The sequence below is a fragment of the Micromonospora sp. NPDC005707 genome (genome assembly GCF_040631005.1).
In the GTDB taxonomy this organism is placed as follows: domain Bacteria; phylum Actinomycetota; class Actinomycetes; order Mycobacteriales; family Micromonosporaceae; genus Micromonospora.
The window spans coordinates 485,417-512,334 of the sequence record NZ_JBEXYR010000002.1; the positions used below are offsets into that span (position 1 = coordinate 485,417).

The 26,918-nt window shown below is 72.1% G+C and carries 22 protein-coding genes; 14 read left to right on the top strand and 8 right to left on the bottom strand.

Features of this window, described 5'->3' with window-relative positions:
• The first annotated feature begins 102 nt into the window (after positions 1-102).
• Entirely contained in the window at positions 103-810 is a 708-nt protein-coding gene (locus ABZ452_RS04840) for a DUF4386 domain-containing protein (protein WP_357938940.1), read from the top strand.
• 53 nt (positions 811-863) lie between these two features.
• On the opposite strand, the gene ABZ452_RS04845 is transcribed toward ABZ452_RS04840, so the two are convergent.
• The 4 genes from ABZ452_RS04845 to ABZ452_RS04860 all read right to left on the bottom strand — a co-directional run bounded on the left by ABZ452_RS04845 (position 864) and on the right by ABZ452_RS04860 (position 3,604).
• Positions 864-1,979, bottom strand: a complete 1,116-nt coding sequence (locus ABZ452_RS04845) for an acyltransferase family protein (protein WP_357938942.1) — start codon at positions 1,977-1,979, stop codon at positions 864-866.
• An 83-nt stretch (positions 1,980-2,062) separates the two neighbouring features.
• Positions 2,063-2,317, bottom strand: a complete 255-nt coding sequence (locus tag ABZ452_RS04850; protein ID WP_046564396.1) for a Smr/MutS family protein — start codon at positions 2,315-2,317, stop codon at positions 2,063-2,065.
• A gap of 59 nt (positions 2,318-2,376) precedes the next feature.
• The gene (locus ABZ452_RS04855; protein WP_151465422.1) at positions 2,377-2,742 is read right to left on the bottom strand and encodes a tetratricopeptide repeat protein; all 366 of its coding nucleotides are present in this window, start codon (positions 2,740-2,742) and stop codon (positions 2,377-2,379) included.
• A 91-nt stretch (positions 2,743-2,833) separates the two neighbouring features.
• Positions 2,834-3,604 carry an ROK family protein gene (locus tag ABZ452_RS04860; protein ID WP_357938944.1) on the bottom strand — a complete coding sequence of 257 codons (771 nt, stop codon included), beginning with the start codon at positions 3,602-3,604 and terminating at the stop codon, positions 2,834-2,836.
• 79 nt (positions 3,605-3,683) lie between these two features.
• Here ABZ452_RS04860 and ABZ452_RS04865 point away from each other — a divergent pair, with 79 nt between their 5' ends.
• From ABZ452_RS04865 to ABZ452_RS04875, 3 genes are all read left to right on the top strand, one after another.
• The gene (locus ABZ452_RS04865; RefSeq protein WP_357938946.1) at positions 3,684-5,321 is read left to right on the top strand and encodes an ABC-F family ATP-binding cassette domain-containing protein; all 1,638 of its coding nucleotides are present in this window, start codon (positions 3,684-3,686) and stop codon (positions 5,319-5,321) included.
• Positions 5,322-5,359: 38 nt separating this feature from the next.
• Positions 5,360-5,677 (top strand): hypothetical protein, encoded by a 318-nt coding sequence (locus ABZ452_RS04870; protein WP_357938948.1) that lies wholly within the window; start codon positions 5,360-5,362, stop codon positions 5,675-5,677.
• Between the two features lie 161 nt (positions 5,678-5,838).
• Positions 5,839-6,564 carry a methyltransferase domain-containing protein gene (locus ABZ452_RS04875; protein ID WP_357938950.1) on the top strand — a complete coding sequence of 242 codons (726 nt, stop codon included), beginning with the start codon at positions 5,839-5,841 and terminating at the stop codon, positions 6,562-6,564.
• A 120-nt stretch (positions 6,565-6,684) separates the two neighbouring features.
• Here the strand turns inward: ABZ452_RS04875 and ABZ452_RS04880 are convergent, their stop codons facing one another.
• Positions 6,685-7,686: a LacI family DNA-binding transcriptional regulator gene (locus ABZ452_RS04880; protein WP_357938952.1), complete on the bottom strand. Its 1,002-nt coding sequence runs from the start codon at positions 7,684-7,686 to the stop codon at positions 6,685-6,687.
• A gap of 149 nt (positions 7,687-7,835) precedes the next feature.
• Between ABZ452_RS04880 and ABZ452_RS04885 the strand changes: the two genes are divergently transcribed.
• The 5 genes from ABZ452_RS04885 (at position 7,836) to ABZ452_RS04905 (ending at position 13,530) form a co-directional block, all read left to right on the top strand.
• The gene (locus ABZ452_RS04885; RefSeq protein ID WP_357939105.1) at positions 7,836-9,347 is read left to right on the top strand and encodes an alpha-N-arabinofuranosidase; all 1,512 of its coding nucleotides are present in this window, start codon (positions 7,836-7,838) and stop codon (positions 9,345-9,347) included.
• Positions 9,348-9,384: 37 nt separating this feature from the next.
• The gene (locus tag ABZ452_RS04890) at positions 9,385-10,716 is read left to right on the top strand and encodes an ABC transporter substrate-binding protein (protein WP_357938954.1); all 1,332 of its coding nucleotides are present in this window, start codon (positions 9,385-9,387) and stop codon (positions 10,714-10,716) included.
• 6 nt (positions 10,717-10,722) lie between these two features.
• Positions 10,723-11,685: a sugar ABC transporter permease gene (locus ABZ452_RS04895; RefSeq protein ID WP_357938956.1), complete on the top strand. Its 963-nt coding sequence runs from the start codon at positions 10,723-10,725 to the stop codon at positions 11,683-11,685.
• 10 nt (positions 11,686-11,695) lie between these two features.
• Positions 11,696-12,520 (top strand): carbohydrate ABC transporter permease, encoded by an 825-nt coding sequence (locus ABZ452_RS04900; RefSeq protein WP_357938958.1) that lies wholly within the window; start codon positions 11,696-11,698, stop codon positions 12,518-12,520.
• Between the two features lie 107 nt (positions 12,521-12,627).
• Positions 12,628-13,530: a glycoside hydrolase family 43 protein gene (locus ABZ452_RS04905; RefSeq protein WP_357938960.1), complete on the top strand. Its 903-nt coding sequence runs from the start codon at positions 12,628-12,630 to the stop codon at positions 13,528-13,530.
• 67 nt (positions 13,531-13,597) lie between these two features.
• Here the strand turns inward: ABZ452_RS04905 and ABZ452_RS04910 are convergent, their stop codons facing one another.
• Entirely contained in the window at positions 13,598-15,091 is a 1,494-nt protein-coding gene (locus tag ABZ452_RS04910) for an amino acid permease (RefSeq protein WP_357938962.1), read from the bottom strand.
• Positions 15,092-15,387: 296 nt separating this feature from the next.
• Between ABZ452_RS04910 and ABZ452_RS04915 the strand changes: the two genes are divergently transcribed.
• Together ABZ452_RS04915 and ABZ452_RS04920 are read left to right on the top strand one after the other, a co-directional pair.
• The gene (locus ABZ452_RS04915; protein ID WP_357938964.1) at positions 15,388-17,046 is read left to right on the top strand and encodes a family 10 glycosylhydrolase; all 1,659 of its coding nucleotides are present in this window, start codon (positions 15,388-15,390) and stop codon (positions 17,044-17,046) included.
• A gap of 235 nt (positions 17,047-17,281) precedes the next feature.
• Entirely contained in the window at positions 17,282-17,821 is a 540-nt protein-coding gene (locus ABZ452_RS04920) for a phospholipase (protein WP_357938966.1), read from the top strand.
• A gap of 69 nt (positions 17,822-17,890) precedes the next feature.
• Here the strand turns inward: ABZ452_RS04920 and ABZ452_RS04925 are convergent, their stop codons facing one another.
• Both ABZ452_RS04925 and ABZ452_RS04930 read right to left on the bottom strand, forming a co-directional pair.
• The gene (locus ABZ452_RS04925; RefSeq protein ID WP_357938968.1) at positions 17,891-20,689 is read right to left on the bottom strand and encodes an adenylate/guanylate cyclase domain-containing protein; all 2,799 of its coding nucleotides are present in this window, start codon (positions 20,687-20,689) and stop codon (positions 17,891-17,893) included.
• 156 nt (positions 20,690-20,845) lie between these two features.
• Positions 20,846-21,067 carry a zinc ribbon domain-containing protein gene (locus tag ABZ452_RS04930; RefSeq protein WP_357938970.1) on the bottom strand — a complete coding sequence of 74 codons (222 nt, stop codon included), beginning with the start codon at positions 21,065-21,067 and terminating at the stop codon, positions 20,846-20,848.
• Positions 21,068-21,105: 38 nt separating this feature from the next.
• On the opposite strand from ABZ452_RS04930, the gene ABZ452_RS04935 reads away from it, so the two are divergent.
• The 3 genes from ABZ452_RS04935 to ABZ452_RS04945 all read left to right on the top strand — a co-directional run bounded on the left by ABZ452_RS04935 (position 21,106) and on the right by ABZ452_RS04945 (position 26,914).
• Positions 21,106-22,458 (top strand): lytic murein transglycosylase, encoded by a 1,353-nt coding sequence (locus ABZ452_RS04935; protein WP_357938973.1) that lies wholly within the window; start codon positions 21,106-21,108, stop codon positions 22,456-22,458.
• Between the two features lie 72 nt (positions 22,459-22,530).
• Positions 22,531-23,547, top strand: a complete 1,017-nt coding sequence (locus ABZ452_RS04940) for a GNAT family N-acetyltransferase (RefSeq protein WP_357939107.1) — start codon at positions 22,531-22,533, stop codon at positions 23,545-23,547.
• Between the two features lie 94 nt (positions 23,548-23,641).
• The gene (locus ABZ452_RS04945; RefSeq protein ID WP_357938975.1) at positions 23,642-26,914 is read left to right on the top strand and encodes a lamin tail domain-containing protein; all 3,273 of its coding nucleotides are present in this window, start codon (positions 23,642-23,644) and stop codon (positions 26,912-26,914) included.
• The last annotated feature ends 4 nt before the right edge of the window (positions 26,915-26,918 follow it).

Sequence of the window (26,918 nt, forward strand, 5' to 3'; positions counted from 1 at the left end):
CCGCGAGGATTGCCCGTGCGGCCGATTCGCCGTCGCACCGATCGGCAGGAGGGTGACCTCATGACCACCGTCGACTGAACGCCAGCAACGAAAGGAGCCCCGATGGACTCACTGAGGAGGACCTCGCTGGTCGCGGGCGGGTTCTACGTGCTGACCTTTGTCTCGATCCCGACCGTCGGCCTGTACGGTGCGGTGCACGACGCGGACTACATCGTCGGCACCACGTCGGAAACCCCGGTCGTCATCGGCGGCGTCCTTGAGGTGATCGTTGCCCTCGCCTGCATCGGCACCGCCGTCGCGCTGTACCCGGTGGTCAAACGGCAGGGGGAGGCCCGCGCGCTGGGCTTCATCGGCGCCCGGGTTCTCGAAGCCGCCGGCATCTTCGTCGGCGTCGCGAGCCTCCTGACGGTCGTGGCCCTGCGGCGGGCCGGAGCCGGAACAGATGCCCTGGTCACCGGTCAGGCGCTGGTCGCCTTCTACGACTCGATCTTCCTGATCAGCCAGGGCTTCCTTCCGGCCGTGAACGCCCTGCTGCTGGGTTCCCTGCTGTACCAGTCACGCCTCGTACCGCGGGTTCTTCCGGTGCTCGGCCTCCTCGGGGCGCCCCTGCTCGTCGTTTCCGACGCCGGCACACTGTTCGGCCTCTGGGACCGCCTGTCCCCGGTGGCGGCGATCGCGGCCATCCCCATCGCCGTGTGGGAGTTCTCGCTGGGCGTCTACCTGATCGTCAAAGGCTTCCGGCCCTCCCCGGTCACCGCGGGAATGGTCGCCGCCGCCAGCGCCCGGCCCGCCCGGAGCGCCGCCGTCTGACCATCGAGGGCGCCGCCGCGCGATCGGAGGCACGGCCCGTCCCACGCGCGCCTTCACCTGCTTCTCGATGGCCTCGACCACGAGGTCCGCGCGGGTGAGCCCGGGCCCGTCGTGGACTGGTGATTCGCCGCTGGGCCGTCCCTGAGCATCCAGCGGACCGGCGGGCTGACCAGCGGACGCAACGCCCACACCACGGGCCGGCTGGCGGTGAGCCAGACCAGCGCGACGGCCGCGGCGACGAGCACCAGCAAGGCCGGGATGTTGTCGACCTGGTCGACGAGGGGTGACCACGCGAAGGCCATGACGACGAACACGTGCAGCAGATACGGGTACATGGAGTTGACTCCCCAACCCGTGAAGAACGTCTGGCGACGCGGAGCGAGCATCATGATCGCCCAGGTCATCGCCAACCCGACGCCCAGCAGTCCAAGCCGGATCAGGACGCCTTCGGTCACCCCCACCCCGAGCTGCTGGTAAGCGCGGTTCCAGTACACCCAGAGGCCCGACAGCCGCGAGGCGACCAGATAGGCGAGCGGCGCGGCAGCGACGAGCACGGCGATCGCGGCTACCCGCACGCGCGCAGATGGGCGGTACGCGAGCCTGCCGCGACCGAGCCAGACACCGAGGACGAAGAAGGGCAGCATCCCTGACACCCGGTCCAAGGCCAGGGCGCGACCGAGCACCGTGGCGGCTCCGGCGGAGAGGGACACCACGATCGCGACGACGACCGCTCCACGGAGTTGGGCGAAGGGCGGAGCGAGCATCCGCCAGATGAACAGAGCGGGCAGGAACCACAGGTGATAGATCGGGGAGAGGAACCCGTTGACCGTCCAGTGCATCGGCTTGTCCATGACCGTGTAGAAGGTCATGTAGAGCAGCTGAAACACCACGTACGGCACGAGCAGGTCCCGGATCAGCGACGCCGCGCGACGGCCGGTGAGTTCGGCTGCCGAGAGCATCCCCGAAAGCATGACGAAGGCCGGCATGTGGCACAGGTAGATGAATGTGTAGATCGTCTTGCCACCTGGCGAGGAGCCGAGCGTCTGAGCCAGCAGGTGGCCAAGCACGACCAGGACGATCAACAGCCCTTTGACGTTGTCGATGTACGGGTCACGCCTGATGGGCGCGACAGCGACCGCAGGGCTCTCCGGCATCACCGTGGTTGACACCTGGCCAGGCTGCCGGTCGGCCAATACCCGATCCAGCCGGGGTGAGCAGGATCACCAAAGCGGCCGGAACTGTTCCGCAGGCTCTACTTCCAGCGGAAATGCACGAAGAGGCGGCCGAAGTTCTTCGAGTCCTTCTCGACCCGGTGGTAGAGCTGCTTGACGTCCTTCTGGTCGAGGAAGCGCAGCACCTTCTTCTTCAGCTGGCCGGAGCCCTTCCCAGGGATGATCTCCACCAGGGTGGCCTTCTTCGCCACCGCCTCGTCCATGATCCCGCGCAGGGCCCGGTCGATGTCGTGGCCCCGGTTGTAGATGTCGTGGAGGTCGAGCTTGAGCTTCACCAGCCCATCCTAGGTACGCCGAAGGGCAGCCCCGAGGGGCTGCCCTTCGTGGTCAACCGTCAGCGACCGCCGACCTTGCCCTCCACCCGGCGCAGCGCCGTGGTGTAGTCGGCGTTGGTCGAGTACATGGCCGCCGCGATGCGCAGGTGCCGCAGCGCGTCGACGGGGCGGTTCATCCGCTCCAGCGTCCGGCCCAGCACGTGGTGCGCGTAGTGGTCGCTCGGGTCCCGGTCGACCAGCTCGCGCAACTGCTCCTCGGCCCGGTTGAGCTGGGCCGACTGGAAGTACGCCCGGGCCAGCAACTGCCGGACCGAGGAGTTGCCGGGCTCGGCCTCGACGATCGGTTCGAGCAGCCGGGCCGCTCCGGTCGGGTCACCCGCTTCGAAGAACATGGTCGCCCGCCGGTACTCCGCCAGAAGATCCACTCGACCCACCTCCTCGTGTCGCGCCAGCCCTTTCTCCGACGCTGGCACAACACCAGCCGTACCGCGAGTGTTCCTTCGGGGAAGATCGTGCTCAGGAGGTCGGGTCGTACCGGTCTCCGACCAGCTCCCAGGCCCGGACACCGCCGACGATTCCGGCCGTGTTCGGGACGACCACGACGTCGTCGCCCATCCGGGCCAGCTGGTCCGGCCGGATCAGGCGGGAGTTGCCGCCGCCCAGGTAGAGCCGGTCCCAGCGGAAGACCGGCCGCAGGCCGTCCACCACCTGGCGGATCCGCCGGGACCAGAACGCGTCGCCGAGGCGCCGCCGTTCCGGCTCTCCGACGTACGTGTCGTAGGTGGTGTTCCAGCGCACCGGCGCGTGCGACAGCTCCAGGTGCGGTGCGAGCACCCCGCCGTCGAAGAGCGCGCTGCCCAGCCCGGTGCCGAGGGTCAGCACCAGCTCGCAGCCGGTCCCGGCGACGACGCCCGCGCCGTGCACCTCGGCGTCGTTGAGCACCAGGGCCGGCACGCCGAACGCCTCGGCCAGGGCGCTGCGCGCGTCGTACCCGGACCATTCGGCGACCAGGTCCGGGTCGACCCGGCTGCGCGGGCCGGAGCGGGTCACGTAGTGCGGGGTGGCCACCACCACGCCGTGCCGGATCATGCCGGGCATCCCGACGGTGAGCCGGTCCGCCGGGGGCAGCCGGCTGCCGAGGTCCAGCAGCGTCTTGACGAACAGGGCGGGCGGCAGCGGGTACGGCGTGGGGACGCGCAGCGGCCGGGCCCGCATGGTCCCCGCCGCGTCCAGCACGGAGGCCTTGATCCCACCGCCCCCGCAGTCGATCGCCAGAGTGGTCACCACGGCTGTGAGTCTCCCTCACCTCGGTCGGGCCCCGAGCCCGGGTCAACCGATTCGGCGCGCCGGTAGGCTCGATCTCCTCATGAGCGCCACGTTGATCGCCAAGGACCTCACCGCCGGGCACGGCGACCGTCTCCTCTTCACCGACCTGGACCTGGTGGTCGCCCCGGGCGACGTGGTCGGGCTCGTCGGGGTGAACGGCGCCGGCAAGTCCACGCTGCTGCGTACCCTCGCCGGGCTCCAGCCGCTGGAGCAGGGGTCGGTGGTGTCGAGCCCGCCCACCGCCACCGTGGGCTACCTGCCGCAGGAGCCGGAGCGCCGGCCGGGCGAGACGGTCCGCGACTTCCTGGCCCGGCGCACCGGGGTGACGGCGGCGCAGGCGGCGCTGGACACGGCCACCGAGGCGCTGACGGCCGGGGTTCCGGGCGCGGACGACGCGTACGCCACGGCGCTGGAGCGCTGGCTCGACCTGGGCGGGGCGGACCTGGACGAGCGGGCCGAGCAGGTCGCCGCCGAGCTGGGGCTCCGCGTCGACCTCGACCACCCGATGACCGGCCTCTCCGGCGGCCAGGCGGCCCGGGCGGGGCTGGCCTCGCTGCTGCTCAGCCGCTACGACGTCTTCCTGCTCGACGAGCCCACCAACGACCTGGACCTGGCCGGCCTGGACCGGCTGGAACGCTTCGTCACCGGGCTGCGCGCCGGCACCGTGGTGGTCAGCCACGACCGGGAGTTCCTCACCCGGACGGTCACCCGGGTGGTGGAGCTGGACCTGCACCAGGGCCAGGTCAACCACTTCGGCGGCGGCTACGCGGCCTACCTGGAGGAGCGCGAGGTGGCCCGCCGGCACGCCCGCGAGGAGTACGAGGAGTACGCCGGCACCCGGGCGCAGCTGGAGGCGCGGGCCCGGACGCAGCGGTCCTGGATGGAGAAGGGCGTGAAGAACGCCCGCCGCAAGGCCACCGACAACGACAAGATCGGCCGGAAGTTCCGCTCCGAGTCCAGTGAGAAGCAGGCCGCCAAGGCCCGGCAGACCGAGCGGCTGATCGAGCGGCTGGAGGTGGTCGACGAGCCGCGCAAGGAGTGGGAGCTGCGGATGGAGATCGCCGCCGCGCCCCGCGCCGGCGCCGTGGTGGCCTCGCTCCGAAACGCCCGGGTACGCCGGGGCGACTTCACCCTCGGCCCGGTGGACCTCCAGATCGACTGGGCCGACCGGGTGGCGATCACCGGGGCGAACGGCTCCGGCAAGAGCACGCTGCTGGCCGCGCTTCTCGGCCGGCTGCCGCTGGACGAGGGGCACGCCGCGCTCGGCCCGGGCGTGGTGGTGGGCGAGGTGGACCAGGCCCGGGGGCTCTTCCTCGGCGACCAGCCCCTGCTGGACGCGTTCGGCGCCGCCGTACCCGAGCTGAACCCGGCGGACGTGCGGACGCTGCTGGCCAAGTTCGGCCTCCGGGCCGATCACGTGCTGCGGCCGGCGGCCACCCTGTCCCCCGGCGAGCGCACCCGGGCCGCGCTGGCCCTGCTGCAGGGGCGCGGGGTGAACCTGCTGGTGCTCGACGAGCCGACGAACCACCTGGACCTGGCGGCGATCGAGCAGCTCGAATCGGCCCTGGCGGGCTATCCGGGGACGCTGCTGCTGGTGACCCACGACCGGCGGATGCTGGACGCGGTGAGCGTGAACCGGCGGCTGCGGGTGGCGGACGGACGGATCGTCGAAGACTGATCCGTGCCGACCCGGTCGCGCGGGGTGAGAATGACTCCATGCTCAAGTGGGAGTACGCGCTGCTGGTCCGCCGGCGGCAGGCCGCCACCACCGACATCGGGTGGGAGGTCGTCTTCATCTGGTACGGCCCGGACGGCTCCATGATCGACGTCACGCCGTACGGCGACACCGCGCTGGCCCACCTGAACCGGGCCGGTGACCAGGGCTGGGAACTGGTCGCGATGAGCGAGGACCCGTCCCTGCCGGGCAACAACGAGTTGCACCGCTACCACCTGAAACGGCCGAAGGCGGCCGCGCCGCAGCCGCGCCAGCGGATGCGGGGCTCCCGCGGCACACGCCGCACCATCGCCGGCTGATTCCTTGATCCACTCCAGCTCGCCGAAGTGGCGCCATCGACGGGTGCCGAATACCGCCAGCTCGGCGAGGTGAAGTGGATCAACCGCCGGGTGCCGGCTTCTGGGGCAGGTCAGGCATACCGGGCGGGGATGCGGGTATCGCGCCGCCCGGAGGTGGGCGCATGGTGGCGGTGGGGCAATCCGCACTCTCGGGTGAGCGGCTGCGGGAGGTCGACGGCTTCCTCGCCGAGGCGTGGGCCGATCAGGCCCGCCACGACGAGCGGCTGCGCGGGCTGACCGTGGAGGTGCGCTTCGACCGGGGGGTGGCCCACCTCGACGGCGCGGTGGCCGACCCGGCGCAGCTGCGGCTGGTCCGGGACCTGGTGGGCCGGCTCGACGGGGTGCTGGGCGTCTGGTGCCGGGTGAGCGTCGCCGGCCGGGCGCCGGTCGTGGTGGACCTGGGCTGCGGGGCGACCAAGCAGTGGCCGGGCAACCTGGGCCTGGACATCTATCCGGCGCCCGGGGTGAACGCGGTGGCCGACCTGTCCGGCTCGCTCCCGCTGGCCGACGACTCGGTGGACGTGCTCTTCGCGGTGCACATCCTGGAGCACCTGATCGACTTCCTGCCGCTGCTCGACGAGTGCCACCGGGCGCTGCGCCCGGGCGGCGTGCTGCACGTGATGAGCCCCTGGTGGCGGCACGTGAACGCGGTGGCCGACCCGACCCACGTCCGCCTGCTGGACGTGCAGACCTTCAAGGGCATCTGCGGTCAGCGCCCGCCCGGCACCCCGCGCTGGTATCCGCTACACGTTGGCTGCGACGGCGCCTCGATCTTCGCCGACCTGACCCCGCTCCCCCCGGACGCGCCACCCCCGTCCAGTTCCCACCTGGCCCGCTTCTTCGACTGACCCCCGCCGCGGGTCGCGCAGTCGATCATGAAGTTGGCGGCACTTCAGGAGATCGACTCCGCCGTCAACCTCATGATCGACCGCCGAGGGCGCGCCGGGCGGCGCGGGGCCAGGTCGGGGTCAGGGGGCGGATTCGCGGAGGGCCAGGCGGTGGGGGGCGACCAGCTCGCGGGGCGGGGCGTCCCGGTCGGCGGTCAGGCGGTCGGCCAGGAGTTCGACCGCCAGGCGGGCGATGCGCTCCTTGTCGGGGGCGACGGTGCTCAGGGTCGGGATGGAGAAGCGGCCGTCCTCGATGTCGTCGAAGCCGGCCACCGCGACGTCGTCGGGCACCCGCAGGCCGGACTCGTGCAGGGCGCGTAGCGCGCCGAGGGCCAGGGTGTCGTTGAAGCAGAAGACGGCGTCGGGGCGTACCCCGGTGGAGAGCAGGTGCCGCATGGCGGCCGCGCCGTCCGCCCGGTGCCAGGCCGGCGCGGGCGCCACCAGGCGCTCGTCGTAGGCGATGCCGGCCTCGGCCAGCGCGGCGGTGTAGCCGGTGAGGCGCAGGCGCGCGCTGGCGCCCTCGGGGGTGCGCTGCGAGCCGATGGCGGCGATCCGGCGGCGGCCGAGCCCGACCAGGTGGGCGGTGATCTCCCGGGCGGCGGCCACGTTGTCGACCACGACGTGGTCGGCGGGGCCGTGGTCGACCCGCTCGCCGAGCAGCACCATGGGCATGCCGTCGAGGCCGGCGAGGTCGTCGGCGGTCAGTGCGAGCGGGCTGAAGATCAGCCCGTCGATCATGTGGTCGCCGATGCCGCTGGCCGCCTTGCGTTCCTGCTCCGGGCCGCCGCCGGTCTGGTCGATCAGCACCGTCCAGCCGTGTTCGGCGGCGGCGGTGACCACGTGCCGGGCCAGCTCGGCGAAGTAGGGGATGTCCAGCTCGGGCACGGCCAGGGCGATCACCCCGGTGCGGCCCTTGCGGAGGTTGCGGGCCGAGAGGTTGGGGCGGTAGTTGAGCTCGACGATGGCGGCCTCGACCCGGGCCCGGGTGTCGGCGCGGACGTGCTGGTAGCCGTTGACCACGTTGGAGACGGTCTTCACCGACACGCCGGCCCGTTCCGCCACGTCCTTGAGCCTGTGCCGCACTGCGCTTCCTCCCGGTGGCTGCTGGGGCGCACTCTACCGCGTCACGACGACGTAACGACCCCTTTACATCGTTGGTTACAACGTTGTACAAACCAGGGACACGGGTGACCGAGGTCACCCGGGACAGCACCGAGGAAAGGGTGGCACCCGTGCCGAACGCGCAGCTCACGATCGACCCGACCTTCACCATCGGCGCGGCCGACCGGCGCCTCTTCGGTTCGTTCGTCGAGCACATGGGCCGCTGCGTCTACGGCGGTGTCTATGAACCCGGCCACCCGACCGCCGACCCGCGCGGCTTCCGGCGCGACGTGCTGGAGCTGACCCGCGAGCTGGGCGTGTCGGTGGTCCGCTACCCGGGTGGCAACTTCGTCTCCGGCTACCGCTGGGAGGACGGCGTGGGCCCGGTCGGCGACCGTCCGCGCCGGCTCGATCTGGCCTGGAAGACCATCGAGACCAACGCGTTCGGCCTGGACGAGTTCATGACCTGGGCGGCCGAGGCCGGCGTCGAGCCGATGATGGCGGTGAACCTCGGCACCCGTGGCGTCCAGGAGGCCTGCGACCTGCTGGAGTACACCAACCACCCGGGCGGCACCCAGCTGTCCGACCTGCGCCGCAAGCACGGCGCCGAGGACCCGTACGGGGTCCGGCTCTGGTGCCTCGGCAACGAACTGGACGGGCCGTGGCAGGTCGGCCACAAGACCGCCGACGAGTACGGCCGGCTCGCCGCCGAGACCGCCCGCGCCATGAAGATGATCGACCCCTCGATCAGCCTGGTCGCCTGCGGCAGCTCCAACCGGGGGATGCCCACCTTCGCCTCCTGGGAGGCGACCGTGCTGGAGCACACCTACGAGCACGTCGACTACATCTCGGCCCACACCTACTACGACCCGTCCGACGGCGACCGGGCCAGCATCCTGGCCTCGGCCGTGGACATGGACAACTTCATCCGCGAGGTGGTCGCCACCGCCGACCACGTGGCCGCCAAGCAGCGGCAGAGGCGCAAGCTGAAGATCTCCTTCGACGAGTGGAACGTCTGGTACCAGTCCCGCCTCCAGGCCGACCTCGACCGGCGCGGCTGGGTCGAGGCGCCGGCCCTGATCGAGGACGACTACAACGCCGTCGACGCCGTGGTGGTCGGCGACCTGCTGATCACCCTGCTCCGGCACGCCGACCGGGTCGGGGTGGCCTGCCAGGCGCAGCTCGCCAACGTGATCGCCCCGATCCGCACCCGCAACGGCGGGCCGGCCTGGCGGCAGAGCATCTTCCACCCGTTCGCCCTGACCGCCCGGCACGCCCGGGGCACCGTGCTGCGCACCGAGCCGGTCGGCCCCACGTACGAGACGAAGCGGTACGGCGAGGTGCCGGTGCTCGACACCGTCGCCGTGCACGACGAGGAGACCGGTGGGCTGGCCGTCTTCGCGGTCAACCGGGGTCCGAACGACCTCGCCCTCGACCTGGACATGCGCGGGCTGCCCGGCCTGCGCGCCGTCGGACACACCACCCTCGCGGCCGGCGGCGACCCGGCCGCCACGAACACCGAGGCGGAGCCCGAGCGGGTGACGCCTCGGGAGATCACCACCCCCACCCTCGACGGCGGCCGGTGCTCCGTGGCACTGCCCGCCTGCTCCTGGAACCTGCTGCGCTTCGCGACTCAGCCGTGACCAGGCAATACTGCATCCCGTCCCCCAAGGAGTGAGCATGATCCAGAACGAGATGAGCCGACGCCGCCTGCTCGGCCTCGGTGTCGGGCTCGGCGCGGCGGCCACGCTGACGCTGGCCGGCTGCGGCGGCGGCAGCAGCACCAAGGGCTCCACCGCGGCCGGCAACGGCGGCAAGGACTACACCGGCCCGAAGGTCGACCTGAAGCTCTGGAACGGCTTCACCGGCGGCGACGGCGACATCTTCAAGAAACTGGTCGAGCAGTTCAACAGCGAGCACCAGAACATCGCCGTCAGCGTCATCACGTACGAGTGGCAGGACTACTACAGCAAGCTGCCCGGCGCGGTGACCAGCGGCAACGGCCCGGACATCGCGGTCATGCACATGGACCAGCTCGCCACCTTCGCCGCCCGCGGCGTGATCACCGAGCTGGACGACGTGGCCAAGGCCCTGGAGCTGAGCGAGGGCGACTTCGCCCCGACGGTGTGGAAGGGCGGCATCTACCACGACAAGCGGTACGGCATCCCGCTGGACATGCACCCGATGGGCTTCTACTACAACAAGGCCGTCATGCAGAAGGGCGGCCTCGACCCGAACAAGCCGCCGACGACCAAGGACGAGTACACGGCGGCGCTGACCGAGCTGAAGAAGGCCGGCGTGCAGGGTTTCTGGGTCAGCCCGTTCCAGTTCACCGGCGGCATGACCTTCTACAGCCTGCTGCACCAGTGGGGCGGGACGCTCTTCGACGCCGAGGTGGCGAAGGCGACCTTCAACTCGGACCCGGCCGTCGAGGCGTGCACCTGGCTGGTCGACATGATCAAGCAGGGCTTCTCCCCCGCCAACGTCGGCCAGGACGCCGACTACCTGGCGCTCAAGAGCGGCAAGAACGCCTTCAACTTCAACGGCATCTGGCAGATCAACGACCTGAAGAAGAGCCCCCAGGTGCAGTGGGGCGTCGCGCCCCTGCCGCAGATCGGCAGCCAGAAGGCGACCTGGGCGAACTCGCACAACTTCACGATCGTCAAGCAGCGCAGCGCCGACAACAACAAGGTCTCCGGGGCGAAGGTCTTCATCAACTGGTTGAGCCAGCACTCGCTCGACTGGGCCAAGGGTGGTCAGATCCCGGCCCGCAAGGAGGTCCGGGAGGGCGCCGAGTTCAAGGCCCTGCCGGAGATCAGCGCGCTCGCCCCGGAGCTGGAGTACGCGGCCTTCCCGCCGGCCGCGCCCGGCCTCGGCGAGGTCATGACCACCTTCTACAACGCCTTCAACGAGGCGGCGCTCAGCAAGAAGTCGCCGAAGCAGGCGCTGGACGACGGGGTGGCCAAGGCCAACAAGCAGCTCGAAGACAACCGCAAGAAGTACGGGAGCTGATCCGCCGTGGCGGACGTGATCGAGGTCGGGGCGGCGCGTGGTGACGCGCCGCCCCCGGCGGGCCGCGCCCGCCGTCGGGGCGCGACGGAACGGGGGCACCGGGCGACGCCGTACCTCTTCCTCGCGCCGTACCTGGTTCTCTTCCTGGTCTTCGGGCTGGCGCCGATCGTGTTCGGCGTCTGGATCAGCCTGCACCAGTGGGACCTCCAGCTGCCGAACCGGCCGTTCATCGGGCTGGAGAACTACCGGGACCTGTTCTCCAGTGACTCGGCCGACTACGCGGACTGGTGGTCCAGCGTCCGGGCGACCGCGATCTTCACCGTGCTGTCGGTGCCGCTGCTGGTGGTCGTCCCGCTGGGCCTGGCCCTGCTGCTGAACGAGAAGTTCCCCGGCCGGACGTTCTTCCGGGCCGCCTTCTTCGCCCCGTACGTGCTCGGCGTCGCGGTGATCGGCCTGCTCTGGCGCTTCCTGCTGGACGCGAACCTCGGTCTGGTCAACCGGCTGCTCGGCGCGGTCGGGCTGCCCGCGGACACCCCCTGGGTGACCGACGTGCCGTGGGCCTGGGTCTCCCTGGTCGGCGTGACGGTGTGGTGGACCTGCGGCTTCAACGCGGTGATCTACCTGGCCGGGCTCCAGGACATCCCGGCCGAGCTGTACGAGGCGGCGAAGGTCGACGGCGCGAGCGCCTGGGACCGGTTCCGCCACGTCACCCTTCCCGGGCTGCGCCCGGTGCTGCTCTTCGTGCTCACCACGACGATCCTCGCGTCGGCGAACGTCTTCGGGCAGTCCTTCCTGATCACCCAGGGGGCGCCGGGCGAGCAGACCCGGACCGTGGTCTGGCGGATCGTCGACGAGGGGCTGCGCAACTACGACGTCGGCCAGGCGTCCGCGATGAGCGTGCTCTTCGCGCTGCTGCTGGCGGTGGTCAGCATCGTCAACTTCCGGCTGTTCCGCTACCGGGAAGACTGAGGGGACGACCATGACGAACGTGCGTCGGGTGGCGCGCTACGGCGCGCTGCTCCTGATCACCGCGGTGTTCGTGACCCCGCTGGTCTGGATGCTCCTCACCTCGCTGAAGACGTACGAGGACGCGCAGCAGGACCCGCCGAGCTGGCTGCCGCACCCGTTCTCCACGTACGGCTTCGACCAGATCCTCGGCAACACCGCCAACCCGGTGCTGCGCTGGTTCCTCAACAGCATGCTCGCCGCCAGCCTGCACACGCTGCTGGTGCTGGCCACCGCGTCGATGGCCGCGTACGCCCTGGCCCGGCTGCGGTTCCGGGGCCGGAAGGTGAGCTTCGCGCTGATCGTCGGGACGCTGTTCCTGCCGCCCACGTCGTTGATCATTCCGAACTTCGTGATCGCCGATCGGCTCGGCTGGATCGACACCCTGACGGTGATCGTCGTGCCGGGCGCGGCGAGCGCGTTCGGGGTCTTCTTCCTGCGCCAGTTCTTCCTCTCCGTCCCGGCCGAGCTGGAGGAGGCGGCGGTGCTGGACGGGGCGAACCACTGGCAGGTCTTCTCCCGGGTGCTGCTGCCGCTGTCGAAGCCGGCGCTGGCCACCCTGGCGGTGCTGTCGTTCCTCACCAACTGGAACGACTTCCTGTGGCCGGTCTACGTGCTGTTCAGCCCGGAGCGGCTGACCCTGCCGGCCGGCCTGGGCCTGCTCCAGGGCGCCTACGTGACCGACTACCCGGTGATCATGGCGGGGGCGGTGCTGGCCAGCGTGCCGGTGCTGATCCTCTTCGTGCTCGCCCAGCGGCACGTCATCCAGGGCGTGTCGCGCAGCGGTCTGAAGGGATGACCGGCCGGCGGACACGGCGACGCGGCGCGGCGGCCCTGGCCGCCGCGCTGCTCGTCGCCGGTTGCGGCAGCGGAGAAACCCCGTCGAGTACGCCGGAGGGCGCACGCGTGTACACCAACCCGGTCATCAGGACCGACGCACCCGACCCGCAGGCGATCCGGGTCGGCGACACCTGGTACCTGTTCCACACCAACTCGGGCGGCCGGAACGTCCCGGTGCTCACCTCGCCCGACCTGGTCGAGTGGACCGAGGCCGGTGACGCCCTGCCGGAGCTGCCGGCCTGGGCCGACGCCGGGAAGACCTGGGCGCCGGAGGTCATCCAGCTCGCTTCGGACCGGTTCGTCCTCTACTACACGGTGGCCGACCGTGACTCCGGCCGGCAGTGCCTCGGCCGGGCGGTCGCGACCACCCCGCTCGGGCCGTACCGGGACGACGCGGACGGGCCGCTGGTCTGCCAGGCGGAGCTGGGCGGCTCGATCGACGCCAGCCCGTACCGGGACACCGACGGGAGCCTCTGGCTGCTCTGGAAGAACGACGGCAACGCCATCGGGGTGGACACCTGGCTCTGGTCGCAGCGCCTCTCGCCCGACGGGCTCCGGCTGGTCGGCGCGCCGACGAAGCTGCTCAAGCAGACCGAGCCCTGGGAGGGCACGCTGATCGAGGGGCCGTTCTTCCACCGGCACGACGGGAAGCTGCTGCTCTTCTTCGCCGCCAACGCCTACGACCGGGACACCTACGCCGAGGGCTACGCGGTCTGCGAGAGCCCCACGGGGCCGTGCGTGAAGGCCGCCGAGAACCCGATCCTGACGTCGAACGCGGTCGCCTCCGGGCCGGGTCACGCGTCGATGGTCTCCAAGGACGGCCGCACCTGGCTGCTGTACCACGCCTGGCCGCCCGGCCAGGAGGGCAGCACCGACCCGGGCCGCCAGGTCTGGCTCGACGAGGTGGTGTGGACCGACGGCCGGCCCGTGGTGAAGGGCCCGACGGCGGAGCCCCAGCCGCGCCCCTGAGCCGGAAGACGCGACATCGCGGTATCCCCGGTGCCGGGATACCGCGATGTCGTCGTTCGGCGGTCGGTCAGCTCGTCACGGCCGGCTCCGCCTCCGCCTGCTGCTCGCGGCGGGCCAGGCGGTTCTTCCGGTGGCCGTAGCCGAAGTAGATGAGCCCGCCGAGCACCATCCAGGCGAGGAACCGGAGCCAGGTCTCCACGGACAGGTTGAACATCAGGTAGAGGCAGGCCAGCGCGGACACGATCGGCAGCACCGGCGAGAACGGCACCTTGAACGGCCGCTCCAGCTCCGGGCGCCGCCGGCGCAGGATCGGCACCGCGATCGAGACCAGCACGAACGCGCAGAGCGCGCCGATGCTGACCAGGTCGGCCAGCGCGGACAGCGGCAGGAAGCCGGCGAGCAGGGCCACGCCGACCGTCATGATCGCCGAGATCCGGTACGGGGTGCCCCAGCGCGGGTGGATCTTGGCGATGGACGGCGGGATCAGCCCGTCCCGCCCGATGGCGAAGCCGATCCGGCCCATGGCTACCAGGTCGACCAGGATGACGCTGGTCAGGCCGGCGACGGCGGCGATCGAGACCAGGATGGCGGCCCAGCCGGCGCCGACCGCCTCGAAGGCCGAGGCGATCGGGGCGCCCTCGTCGATGTCGGTGTAGCGCACCATGCCGACCAGCACCAGCGAGACGCCGATGTACAGCACGGTGGAGATGCCCAGCGTGCCGAGCAGGCCCAGCGGCAGGTCGCGGCGGGGCTTGCGGGTCTCCTCGCCGAGGTTCGCCACGGCCTCGAAACCGGTGTACGCGAAGAACACCACCGCGGCGGCTGTCAGCACCCCGGCGAAGCCGAAGATCGACGGCTCCAGACCGAAGACGGCCTGGGTGACCGGCTGCCGGATGCCGTCCTCGCCACTCCCGGCCGGCTCGGCGGTCGGGATGAACGGGCTGAGGTTGGCGGCCTTCACGAAGAACGCCCCGGCGACCACGATGAACACGCAGATGGCGACCTTGACCAGGACCAGCAGGTTGGTCACCCGGGCGGACTCGCGGATGCCGACGATGCCGATCGCCCCGAGGATCAGCACGATGGCGATCGCGCCGAGGTTGACCACGCTGCCCTCCTCGGCGAACCAGGCGCTGGGCAGGTTGAAGAGTTCGGCGAGGTAGCCGGACCAGCCGCGGGCGACCACCGCCGAGCCGAGCGCGAACTCCAGCAGCAGGTCCCAGCCGATGATCCAGGCGACGATCTCCCCCATGGTCGCGTACGCGTAGGTGTAGGCGCTGCCGGCGGTCGGCACGCTGGACGCCAGCTCCGCGTAGCAGAGGGCGGCGAGCAGCGCGACCACGCCGGCGATCGCGAACGAGATCACCACGCCGGGGCCGGCGTGGTTCTTCGCCTCGATGCCGGTCAGCGTGAAGATGCCGGTGCCGATCACGATGCCGATGCCGAAGCCCATCAGGTCGATCGCGCCGAGGCGGCGGCGCAGTCCGGGCCGCCCGTCCTCGCCGTCGGCCTCCCCCTGGGCGAGCACGTCCCGGATCGGTTTCGTCCGCAGGACGGACATGATCACCTCCCACCGTGCGACCACCACGGCGGCGGTCCGTGACCGGGCAAGCTACCCAGGCCACCATCCCGGTAATCCGGTACGGCACGTGTCGGGAAGGTCACGCACCGGACTGTGGTCCGGCTCACCCTCGGACGTTCGGCCCCACCTGCGCATCGATCCGTCCGCAGGTCTTGCGCCGTATCCGGATTGATGAAAGTTTTCTACCGGGGACAGATAATGTGCGGCGAATCTTGCCAGAAGCGCCGCACGTCCGCCGCCATCCGACGTGAGCCCCAACGAAGGGACCGCACCGCATGAAGGCAACTCGGCTCGGAGCCGCCGGGCTGGCCGTGGCGCTGCTCGGCGCGCTCGTCGCCGGCGCCCCCGCCAGCGCCGCGGAGAGCAACACGGCGACCGACTCCACCGCGACCACCTGCGTCACCGACCCGGCCGTGCCGAAGCGGCAGTTCCGGGCCATGTGGATCGCCTCGGTGACGAACATCGACTGGCCCAGCAAGGGCTCCTGGACCGCACCGGACCAGGTGGCCAAGCAGAAGGCCGAATACCTGGCCTGGCTCGACCTGGCCCAGAAGCTCAACCACAACGCCGTCGTGGTCCAGGTCCGCCCGACCGCCGACGCGTTCTGGCCCTCGCCCGTCGAGCCCTGGTCGGAGTACCTGACCGGGGTCCGCGGCCAGGACCCGGGCTGGGACCCGCTGGCCTTCCTCGTCGAGGAGTCGCACAAGCGGAACCTGGAGTTCCACGCCTGGATGAACCCGTACCGGGTCTCCATGCCGGCCCCCGGCGGCGCGGGCGCCGACATCTCGAAGCTCGCCCCGAACCACCCGGTGCGCCAGCACCCGGACTGGGTGTTCGCCTACCCGCCGGCCGGGGTCGCCGGCAGCCGGCTCTACTACAACCCCGGCATTCCGGAGGTCCGCGAGTTCGTGCAGACCGCGATGATGGACGCGGTCAAGAAGTACGACATCGACGGCGTGCACTTCGACGACTACTTCTACCCGTACCCGAGCGGCACCTACCAGTACCCGGACGACGCCACGTTCGCCCAGTACAACCGGGGCTTCACGGACAAGGCCGACTGGCGGCGGGACAACATCAACCTGCTGATCCAGGAGATGAACGCCAAGATCAAGGCGGAGAAGCCGTGGGTGAAGTTCGGCGTCAGCCCGTTCGGCATCTGGCGCAACAAGTCGGCTGACCCGAACGGCTCGGACACCACCGGCTCGCAGTCGTACGACATCATCTCCGCCGACACCCGCAAGTGGGTCAAGGAGGAGTGGATCGACTACATCGTGCCGCAGCTCTACTGGTACATCGGCCAGTACCCGGCCGCCGACTACGCCCGGCTCGTGCCGTGGTGGGCGGAGACCGTGCGGGGCACCAACGTCCAGCTCTACATCGGGCAGGCCGACTACAAGAGCGGTGACCCGGTGTACGGCTCGTTCTGGATGAACCCGCAGGAGCTGTCGAACCACCTGACGCTCAACCGGTCGTACCCGGAGGTGCTCGGCAACGTGCACTTCTCCGCGGTGCAGGTGCGGGCGAACCGGCTCGGCGCCACCGACATCTACGCGGCCGAGCACTACTCCCGCCCCGCGCTGGTGCCGACCATGTCGCAGCTTCCGGCCAAGCCGCTGCTCTTCCCGGTGGTGACCGGCGCCAAGCGGCAGGCCGACGGGGTGCGGCTGAGCTGGCGGCAGCCGGCCGACGGCAAGGGCCCGTTCGGCAAGGCCACGTCGTACGCGATCTACCGGTTTGACGGCGCCGGCCTGGCCGGCCGGTGCGACTTCGCCGACGCGTCCCACCTGGTCGCCACCGTCCGGGCGGACGGCGACGTGCAGTCCTGGGTGGACACCACGGTGGAGTCCGGCGCGCGCTACACCTACTACGTGACCGCGCTGGACCGGCTCTGGAACGAGAGCCCGGCGAGCCCGCCGCGCTTCGTGCGCTGACCCGTCACGACAGGGGACGCCCGGGGCTCACGCCCCGGGCGTCCCGGCGTCTTCGGGCGGTCCTGCGCGGCCGCACCTCCAGCCCGACCAGCCCGTCCCGGTCGACCTCGGCGCCCCCGACGGCATTCGTCTGTTTCGACGCATGTCACCAACACGCCGCCCGAAGCATCGCCCCGGGCTCGGTTAGCGATCGAAAATCATCGACATCTAGCCCCACATCCCCGGGGAGGTATCCGTGTCCCGACGTCTCACCACCCTGCTCGCCGCCGGCACGATCGCCCTGCTCACCGCCATCGGCGTGGCCACCCCCGCCGCCGCCGCGGTGAGCCGCGAGCAGAAGCTCGCCGTGCTCTCCAGCTGGACCCAGACCAGCGCCAGCAGCTACAACGCCTGGAACTCCGCCCGGGTGAACAGGTCCCCCTGGACCGAGTACGCCTTCGACTGGTCGACCGACTACTGCTCCTCCAGCCCGGACAACCCGCTCGGCTTCAACTTCAGCCTCTCCTGCTACCGGCACGACTTCGGCTACCGCAACCACAAGGCGATGGGGGTGTTCCCGGCCAACAAGTCCCGGCTCGACAGCGCCTTCTACGAGGACCTGAAGCGGGTCTGCACCACCTACAACAGCGTGGTGCGGCCGGCCTGCTACAGCCTGGCCTGGACCTACTACCAGGCGGTGAGCGTCTTCGGCTCGGTCGCCGCCGTCCAACAGTCCGACCTGGACCGCGCCGCCCGGATGAAGGCGAACGCCGAACGCGCGGCCGCCCGGCACTGACCCCCTACCCCTCGTCGACCAGGAGGTTCCCGTCGCCGGCGAGCCCGGACCCCGACGCGAACCTCCTGGTCAACTCGCCGTGGAGCGGCGCGGCGCGGGCGCCGTGAAGCGAGGGGAATCGGGGGTCGTCAGATCGGGGTGTTCCAGGTCGAGGGCCAGGGCGGCGGCCTCCTCCAGGCGGAGGGCCGCACCCGTGGCGTAGGCGGCGTCGAACGCGGCGTCGCCGAGGGCCTGGCGCAGGTCCACCTGGCGGGCCAGCCAGTAAGGGCCGTAGATGCCCGGGGTGGCGCGCAGACTCGCCCGGGTGGCCTGGGCCGCGCCGAAGAGCCGGGCCGCCGTCACCGGCTCGCCGCCCAGCACGCAACGCACCGCGATCGCGTTCAACGTGTCGCAGGCCCGGCCCAGGTAGCCGTGGCTCATCCGAGAGCGGAGCGCCACCAGCAGGTGCTCGTGCGCGGCCACCAGGTCACCCCGGGCCAGCGCGACCAGGCCGAGCAGCATGTCCACCGAGCGGCGGCCCCGCTCGACCGGGCGGGCCGCCTCCACCGGGCGGGCCGCGCCGAGCACCTCGGCCGCCTCGTCCAGCGCGCCCCGCCGCCAGAGCAGCTCGGCGAGGTTGTAGACGGCGAGCAGCGCGTCGGAGACCACGTCCTGGGCGTACGCCCAGTCGATGACCTCCCGGCAGACCCGTTCGGCCTCGACGAACTGTCCCATGTCGACCAGCGGCGCGGCCCGTCCCGCCAGCACCCGGGCGAGCAACCCCAGGTCGCCGGCCTGCCGGGCGGCCGCCTCGGCCCGCTGCGAGTAGCGCAGCTCCTCGGCGAACTCGCCGTCCGCACCGGCGTGCAACGAGTGCATGTGGTACGCCGCCGCCAGCTCGGCCTCGGGGATCGACTCCCCGGTCTCGGCGATCCGGCCGTAGAGCCGGAACAGCCAGAGCCGCCCCTCCCGGGCCAGCCCCCGCTCCCGCCACCACTGGTCCAGCCCGCCGGCCAGCCGCAGGCCGGACCGCGCGCTGCCACCGGTGGCGCACCAGCGCAGCGCGGCCCGCAGCTCACCGGCGAGCGGGTCGAGCGCGTACAGGGAGAGGGTGACCGGGCGGCCGTCCGGGCCCAGGTGGGCGCGCTCCAGGGCGTGCCGGGACCAGGCGACGTGCCGGTCCCGGGCGGTCTGCTCCTCGCCGGCCTCGATCAGCCGCCGGGCCGCGTACGCCCGGATCGGGTCCAGCATCCGGTAGGTACTGCCCGAGACGTGCGGCTCGGCCAGCACCATCGACTTGTCCACGAGCACCGACAGCGGGTCGAGCGGGTCGTCGTCGAGCAGCCACTGCACGGTCCGCAGGTCCACCGGGCCGGCGAAGACGGCCAGCCAGCGCAGCAGCCGGGCCGAGCGCGCCCCCAACGTCCGGTACGACCAGGTGACCGTGGCCTGCATGGTCAGGTGCCGCTCGTTCGCCGAGCGCTGTACGGCGCGGCTGGCCGGGGTGGCCGGCGCGGCCCCGGTGGCGGCGGCCACCAGGTCGACGGTGTCCTGCTGGTTGCCGGTCCACCCGGCCTCCACCACAGGCGGCTCCAGTTCCTCCCGCCCGGCGTCCAGCGTGCCCAGCATGTCGTCGAGACGCTCGGCGAGCTGCCCGGCCGACAGCACCCGCAGCCGCGCGGCGGCCAGCTCGATGGCGAGCGGCAGCCCGTCCAGCCGGCGGACCACCCGGCGCAGGTCGGCCTGCTCGGCGGGCTCCGGCGCCCGGCCGCCACGGGCCGCCGCGGTGCGGTCCAGCAGCAGGGCCACGGCGTCGCTCGCCCCACCGTCCGGGCCCGGGTCCACCGACAGCGGCGGGATCCGCCACACCACCTCGCCGGGCACACCGAACGACTCGCGGCTGGTGGCCAGCACCCGCACACCCCGGCCACCGGCCAGCAGCCGGGAGATCACCTCGGCCGAGGCGGCCGGCTGGGCGTCGCAGGTGTCCAGCACGACCAGCATCCGCCGGGCCGCCGCGTACTCGACAAGGGTGTCCACCATGGGCCGGCCGGGCTCCGGGCGGAGCCCGAGCACGGCGGCGATCTCGAACGCCACCAGCCCCGGGTCGGTCACGGCGGCGACGTCGACGAACCACACCCCGTCCGGGTACGCCTCGACCACCCCGGAGGCCAGCTCCACGGCCAGCCGGGTCTTGCCCGCCCCGCCCGCGCCCAGCACGGTCACCAGCCGGTACGTCTCGACCAGCCGCCGCAGCTCGGCCCGCTCGGCCTGCCGGCCGACGAACGAGGTGACCTGGGTGGGCAGGTTGTGCGCCACCGCGTCGGCGGTACGCGGCCGCGGAAAGCTCCGCTCCAGACCGGGCGCGACGAGCTGAAACAGCCGTTCCCGGTCGTCGAAGCCACGCAGCCGGTGCAGCCCGAGGTCCAACAGGGACGCTCCGTCGGGCAGCGGGTCGGCGTGCCGGGCCGTTGCCGCCGAGCAGAGCACCTGTCCACCGTGGGCGGCGGCGGCCACCCGGGCGGCCCGGTGCACCTCGGGGCTGGCGTACTCGCCGTCGCGGGGCTCGGCGTAGCCGGTGTGCAGGCCCATCCGGACCCGCGGCGCGGCATCCGGGGTGGGCCAGTCGTGGTCGGCGAGCGCGCGTTGCGCCGTGAGGCAGGCGTGCACCGCGGCCCCCGCGTCCGGGAAGGCGAGAAAGAACGAGTCGCCCTCGGTCAGCAGCTCAGCGCCGTCGGTGCCGGCCAGCGTGTGGCGCAGCAACCGGCGGTGTTCCCGCAGAACCGGGCGGTAGCCCGGACCGAGCAGCTGGGCCAGTCGCGTGGAGCCCTCGATGTCGGTGAAGACGAAGGTCACCCAGCCGCTCGGGAGGTGGATCCGTGGCGACATGCGTGGAACCTCCGCCCCGTGACGTCGGCTTCATGCTGCCCTATGGTCACGCGGTCACGCATCGTGAGAACGGCCGGGCAGATTCCGACCCAAGGTGCCAAAGGATCACACGGGCGGCAAGCCGGATCACCCGGCGGGCCGAGGCCGGGCGGCCGGTCAGCAGCCGCAGGCGCCGCCGCAGCAGCCACCACCGGCCGGGGCAGAGGCCCCGCCCACCGGACCGGATCCGCCCCGGCCGGTGACCGCGACGGTGGACAGCAGCTTCACCGTGTCGGCGTGTCCCTGTGGGCAGGAGGCCGGCTGGCCGGCGTCGGCCATGGGGCGGTTGACCTCGAAGGTGTCGCCGCAGGCGCGGCAGCGGAACTCGTAGCGGGGCATGCCGTCAGCGTACGGCCGGGCCTGACTCCACGGCAGTCATGGGTGATACTCGACGGGTGGTGGACGGCGAGCAGCGATCGACGGTTCGACCCCTGCGACCGGCCGCGCCGCCCGACGGCGGCGCCGGACCCGTCCCCCGCCCCCGCCGCGACACCGCCCCCGACCCGGCCGCCGCCCCCAGGGCCGAGCCGACCGACCCGAAGCCGGGGCCGGTCGACGCGAAGGCGGAGCCCGGTGATCCGAAGGCGAAGCCGGGGCCGGTCGACGCGAAGCCGGAGCCGGGCGACCCGAAGGCAAAGCCGAGGCCGGTCGACGCGCAGCCGACGCCGAGCGACGCGAAGCCGACGCCGGGCGACGCGAAGGCGGAGCCGGGCGGCGCGGAGACGAAGTCGGGCGGCGTGGACGCGGCGGTTGAGCCGGCGGCGGGTCGGCGGCGGCGGGTGCCGTTCGCGCACGCGGTCCGGATGCCGCCGCCGCGGCAGCTCGCCGTCGGCGCGGCCCGGGCCACCCGCGCGTGGTCGCGCCGTCCCAGCGGGCGCACGACCCTGCCCGGTCTCTTCCTGCTCGTTCTGGTCGCGGCCACCGCCGCGGCCGGCGCGCTGCTGGTGCCCGCGGCGGTTCGCAAGCCGCAGCCGGTGGCCGTCGACGTCACCACGAACGCGCCGGTCCAGGGCGTGCCGCAGGCCGGCGTGGTGCCCGGGGCGACCGGCGTGCCGGTGGGCCCGGGCGCGACCGGGGTGCCGGGCACCCTCGGCCCGACCGGCACGGGCGTACCCGGCGGCACGCCGACCGGTCCGGTGGGCCCGGCGGTCCCCGGCCGCCCGGCCGACGCGCTGGCCGGCTGGGCGCAGCAGGTCAGCGCGACCACCGGGATCCCGCCGGTCGCCATGCAGGCGTACGGCTACGCCGAGCTGGTGCTGGCCCAGACGCAGCGCAGCTGCCAGTTGAGCTGGACCACGCTGGCCGCGATCGGCTACGTCGAGTCCCGGCACGGGGCGGCCAACAAGGCCACCCTCCGGCCCGACGGCGTCGCCGCGCCGGAGATCGTCGGCGCCCCGCTGGACGGGCAGGGCGGCCGCTCCCGGATCCTCGACACCGACCAGGGGCAGCTCGACCACGACCCGGTCTACGACAAGGCGCTCGGCCCCATGCAGTTCATCCCGAGCACCTGGCAGGAGATCGGCGCGGACGCCGACAACGACGGCGTCAAGAACCCGCACGACATCGACGACGCGGCACTGGCCGCCGGCCGTTACCTGTGCAAGGGCGGCCGGAACATGACCATCCCGGGCGACTGGTGGGGCGCCATCCTCTCCTACAACGATGTACGCCGCTACGCCCAGGACGTCTTCAACAAGGCCGACGAGTACGGACGGCTGAGCGGTACGTGACGTGACCGGTTGCATACATTCGCGGACTGAACCCTTCCCCCGGGCTGCCGTTGACGGCAAGCTAGACGGGTGATGGTGCGCGAGTGGGACCCTCGGACCGCGTCGTCCGCCGAGATCGCGTCGCTCCTGGACACGCTGAACGCGGTGTTGGCGACCGACCTGCCGCAGGATCCGCCCTGGCGGGAGAGTTCCATGCGGGAATATCTCTCCGAGGTGATGCCGGGTGAGCGGCGGATCTCCTGGGTCTACCAGGGCGATCCCGCCCCCGACGGCACTCCGGGCGCGATCCTGGGCCACGTGCACGTGCTGCTGCTCGGCGGCATCGGCGTGCTGGAGGTGCTGGTGCACCCGGCCCTGCGGCGCACCGGGCTCGGCCGTGAGCTGGTACGGGTGGCCGCCCGCCGGGTCTGGGACGAGGGCTTCCAGTCGATCGGCGTCGAGGTGGTCGGCGACACCCCGGCCGTGGCGTTCTACGAGGCACTCGGCTTCACCCGGGAATACGTCGAGACCCGCAGCGTGCTCGACCTGGGCGCGGTGGAGTGGCCGGTGCTGGCCGAGATGGCCACCGAGGTGGGTGCCGGCTACCACGTCCAGTTCTGCCCGGGCGGGCCGCCGGACGACCTCATCGAGGCGTACGCGCGGGCCAAGGCCGAGGTGCGCGACGTGGACGACGGCGAGCTGCGGCCCAGCTCCTACGACCCGCAGCGGCTGCGGGACAGCCTCGACACGTTGCACCGGCGGGGCATGAAGCCGTACATCGTGCTGGCCCTGCACGAGCAGACCGGCGAGGTGGCCGGGCTGACCGAGGTGGTGGTGCCGGCGCAGCACCCGACGCGGGCCGACCAGTACGACACCATCGTGGTCCGCGATCACCGGGGCTACGGCATCGACCGGGCCATCAAGGCCCGGATGCTGCTGGAGCTGCGTTCCGCCGAGTCGGAGCTGGCCGAGGTGCAGACCTGGAACGCGCAGGCCAACGAGGCGATGCTGAAGGTCAACGCGGAGCTGGGCTACCGCCCCGACCGGGACTGGTGCGAATACAGCGTGGACGTGGCCGAGCTGGTGCACCGGCTCGACAGCCAGCGCTGACGGATATTCATCAAACGGCTGCCCGGGGGATGGACGGCGGACCGGGAGGGCACTTAACGTGCGTTAGTTCCTGTCCACCCATCGTGGAGGCTCCATGCGCCCGCGCCGCACCCTCGCCGCGCTCGCGACCACCGCCGCCGTCTCCGTCACGGCCATCGGGATCGCACCCCCCGCGGCCAGCGCCGCGCCCACCGACCTGTTCATCTCCGAGTACGTCGAGGGCTCGTCCAACAACAAGGCCGTCGAGCTCTACAACGGCACCGGCGCGCCGATCGACCTGGCCGCCGCCGGCTACCAGCTCCAGCTCTTCTTCAACGGCGCCACCACGTCGACCAACGTGCCGCTGACCGGCACGGTCGCCACCGGCGACGTCTTCGTCTTCGCCGCCTCGGCGGCCGTGCCGGCGATCCTCGCCCAGGCCGACCAGACCTACAGCGGCTCGCTCTACAACGGCGACGACGCGATCGTGCTGCGCAGGGGCACGACGGTGGTCGACTCGATCGGCCAGGTCGGCGTCGACCCGGGGAGCGAGTGGGGCACCGGGCTCACGAGCACCGCCGACAACACGCTGCGCCGGCTGCCCTCGGTGAGCGCCGGCGACACCGACCCGTCGAACGCGTTCGACCCGGCCGTGCAGTGGGAGGGCTTCGCCACCGACACTTTCGACGGGCTGGGCAGCCACCGCATCGACGACGGCGGCCCGGTCGACCAGGCGCCGACGCTGAACTGCGGCGGCACGCTGGTCCTGGAGGCGGGCGCCACCGCGACCCGCCAGGTCACCGCCACCGACGCCGACGGCACCGTCACCGACCTCGCGGTCACCGCGGTCGACCCGGCGCCGGCGAGCGGCTCGATCAGTCGTACCGCGTTCACGCCGGCCGCCGCGGCCGGCGGCACGGCCACCGCCACGCTGACCGCCACCGGCCTCCCGGCCGGCGCCTACTCGGTCACCGTGACCTCGACGGACGCCGAGGGCGGCACCGCGACCTGCACGCTGACCGTGCAGGCCACCACCGTGCTGTCGGTGGGCGAGGTGCAGGGCCGCACCGGTGACGACGAGGACGGCCGCACCGACCGGTCGCCGTTCGCCCCGGCCAGCGGCAACGGCACCAGCTCCACGCTCTACGACGTTCGCGGCGTCATCACCCAGAAGTCGCTGACCCGCACCTCCGCGGGGGCCGACCAGTGGGGCTTCTACCTGCAGAGCCGCACCGGCACCGAGGACGGCGACGCGCTCACCTCGGACGGCATCTTCGTCTTCATGGGCTCGTTCACCACGCTGATCGGCGGCTACGCCCCGACCGTCGGCGACGAGGTGGTGCTGCGCGGCCGGGTCTCCGAGTACTTCAACCAGACCCAGCTCTCCAGCGCCTCGCTGGTGCGCAAGCTCGACTCCGGGCTGGACGTGGACAGCGCCGTACGGGTGGACGACGCCCGGCCGCCGGCCGACGCGGCCGCCGCCGGGCTGTTCTGGGAGCGGCACGAGGGCGAGCGGATGCGCGTCCGTTCCGGCAGCGGGGTGTCCGCCCCGCGGCACATCTTCGCGTCCACCCTGGACTCCGAGATCTACGTGCTGGACCGCGAGGACCCGATCATGAAGCGGTCCGACCCGTACGCCCGCCGGGTGTTCCGGGACGCGCACCCGCTGGACGACATCCCGGGCACGCTCTTCGACAACGGCAACAACCAGCGGATCCTGCTGGGCGCCGGCGGGGTGAAGGCTACCGCCGGGGAGTCGACCGCGCTGCTGCCCGAGGCACGCACCTACGACACGCTGACCGAGGACGCCTACGGCGCCATCTCGTACGCGTTCAGCAAGTACAGCGTGCAGCCCGAGCAGCTCACGCTGACCGGCGGCGCGGACCCGGCGGAGAACAACCCGCCGCGGCCGGCCGACCGGGGCAGCGAGGTCGCGGTCGCCACCTACAACGTGGAGAACCTGTACGACTACCGGGACGACCCGTTCGACGGCTGCGACTTCGCCGGCAACTCGGGCTGCACCGGGGTCAACCCGCCGTTCGACTACGTCCCGGCCAGCGAGGCGGCCTACACCGAGAAGCTGGGTGTGCAGGCGCGGCAGATCACGGGCGCCCTGCACAGCCCGGACCTGGTGCTCGTGCAGGAAGCCGAGGACCAGGACATCTGCACGGTGACCGACGGCAAGCTGGTCTGCGGCGACACGAACAACGCCGACGGCGCGCCGGACACCGTCCAGGAGCTGGCGCTGGCCATCGCGGCCGCCGGCGGCCCCGCCTACGCGACGGCGTACGACCGGACGGGCGCGGACGCCCGGGGCATCGCCTCGGCGTTCCTCTACCGCACCGATCGGCTGACGCTCGACCAGGCGAGCGCCGCGGACCCGCTGCTGGGCTCGGCGCCGACCGTGCAGTACCGCTCGGCTGCCCTGCCGTCGAACGCCGACGTGCAGAACCCGAAGGGGTTCAACGCCGTGCTGCCGGCCGACGTCGACCGCTCGACCGGGGTGGACGGCAACAACGTCTACACCCGGGCGGTCCAGCTGGCCAGGTTCACCGTGGCGGCGGCGCCCGGCTCGGCGGAGCACTTCACGCTCTGGGCGGCCACCAACCACTTCTCGTCCGGGCCGGACAGCCGGGTCGGGCAGCGGCGGGAGCAGGCCGCGTACGGGGCGGCGCTCGTGCAGGCCGTCGAGGCGGCCGACCCGAACGCGCGGGTGATCTACGGCGGTGACCTGAACGTTTTCCCGCGCCCGGACGACCCGATCGCCACGGCGGCGAACCCGACGCCGTCGGACCAGCTCGCCCCGCTGTACCAGGCCGGCCTGCACAACCTGTGGGACGACCTGGTGGCGGACGTGCCGGCGGCGGCGTACTCGTACACCTTCGACGGGCAGGCCCAGACGCTGGACAACCTCTTCGTCAACGGCCCGCTGCACGAGGACCTGGTCCAGGTCCGCACGGCCCACATCAACGCCGACTACCCCACCGACGCCGAGGGCCTGGGTGACCGGGGTGCCAGCGACCACGACCCGCAGGTGGCCCGGTTCCGCTCCCGCGCGTCGCTGCGCGTCTCCGACGCGGCGGTGTCCGAGGGCGACAAGGGCGACACCACCATGACGTTCACGGTGACCGTCTCCCGCCCGCTCTCGGCGCCGGCCCTGATCTGCGCCACCACCTACGGCACGACGGCGCAGGCCGGGTCGGACTACGACCCGTACGTGGGCTGCAAGGTGCTGGCCGCCGGCCAGACGTCGCTGACCTTCCCGGTGACCGTCCGCGGTGACCGGAAGCGCGAGGCGGACGAGCAGCTCAAGCTGTACGTGGCGGGCGTGCCGGGGCTCCGGCTCGCCGACGTGACCGGCGTCGGCACCATCCGCAACGACGACTGACGGC

Bases quoted from the DNA above. Each gene is read 5' to 3' on its own strand.
- ABZ452_RS04840 (WP_357938940.1), top strand. From the start codon at position 103: ATGGACTCACTGAGGAGGACCTCGCTGGTCGCGGGCGGGTTCTACGTG.
- ABZ452_RS04865 (WP_357938946.1), top strand. From the start codon at position 3,684: ATGAGCGCCACGTTGATCGCCAAGGACCTCACCGCCGGGCACGGCGAC.
- ABZ452_RS04870 (WP_357938948.1), top strand. From the start codon at position 5,360: ATGCTCAAGTGGGAGTACGCGCTGCTGGTCCGCCGGCGGCAGGCCGCC.
- ABZ452_RS04875 (WP_357938950.1), top strand. From the start codon at position 5,839: ATGGTGGCGGTGGGGCAATCCGCACTCTCGGGTGAGCGGCTGCGGGAG.
- ABZ452_RS04890 (WP_357938954.1), top strand. From the start codon at position 9,385: ATGATCCAGAACGAGATGAGCCGACGCCGCCTGCTCGGCCTCGGTGTC.
- ABZ452_RS04900 (WP_357938958.1), top strand. From the start codon at position 11,696: ATGACGAACGTGCGTCGGGTGGCGCGCTACGGCGCGCTGCTCCTGATC.
- ABZ452_RS04910 (WP_357938962.1), bottom strand. From the start codon at position 15,091: ATGTCCGTCCTGCGGACGAAACCGATCCGGGACGTGCTCGCCCAGGGG.
- ABZ452_RS04915 (WP_357938964.1), top strand. From the start codon at position 15,388: ATGAAGGCAACTCGGCTCGGAGCCGCCGGGCTGGCCGTGGCGCTGCTC.
- ABZ452_RS04925 (WP_357938968.1), bottom strand. From the start codon at position 20,689: ATGTCGCCACGGATCCACCTCCCGAGCGGCTGGGTGACCTTCGTCTTC.
- ABZ452_RS04930 (WP_357938970.1), bottom strand. From the start codon at position 21,067: ATGCCCCGCTACGAGTTCCGCTGCCGCGCCTGCGGCGACACCTTCGAG.
- ABZ452_RS04935 (WP_357938973.1), top strand. From the start codon at position 21,106: ATGGGTGATACTCGACGGGTGGTGGACGGCGAGCAGCGATCGACGGTT.
- ABZ452_RS04940 (WP_357939107.1), top strand. From the start codon at position 22,531: ATGGTGCGCGAGTGGGACCCTCGGACCGCGTCGTCCGCCGAGATCGCG.
- ABZ452_RS04945 (WP_357938975.1), top strand. From the start codon at position 23,642: ATGCGCCCGCGCCGCACCCTCGCCGCGCTCGCGACCACCGCCGCCGTC.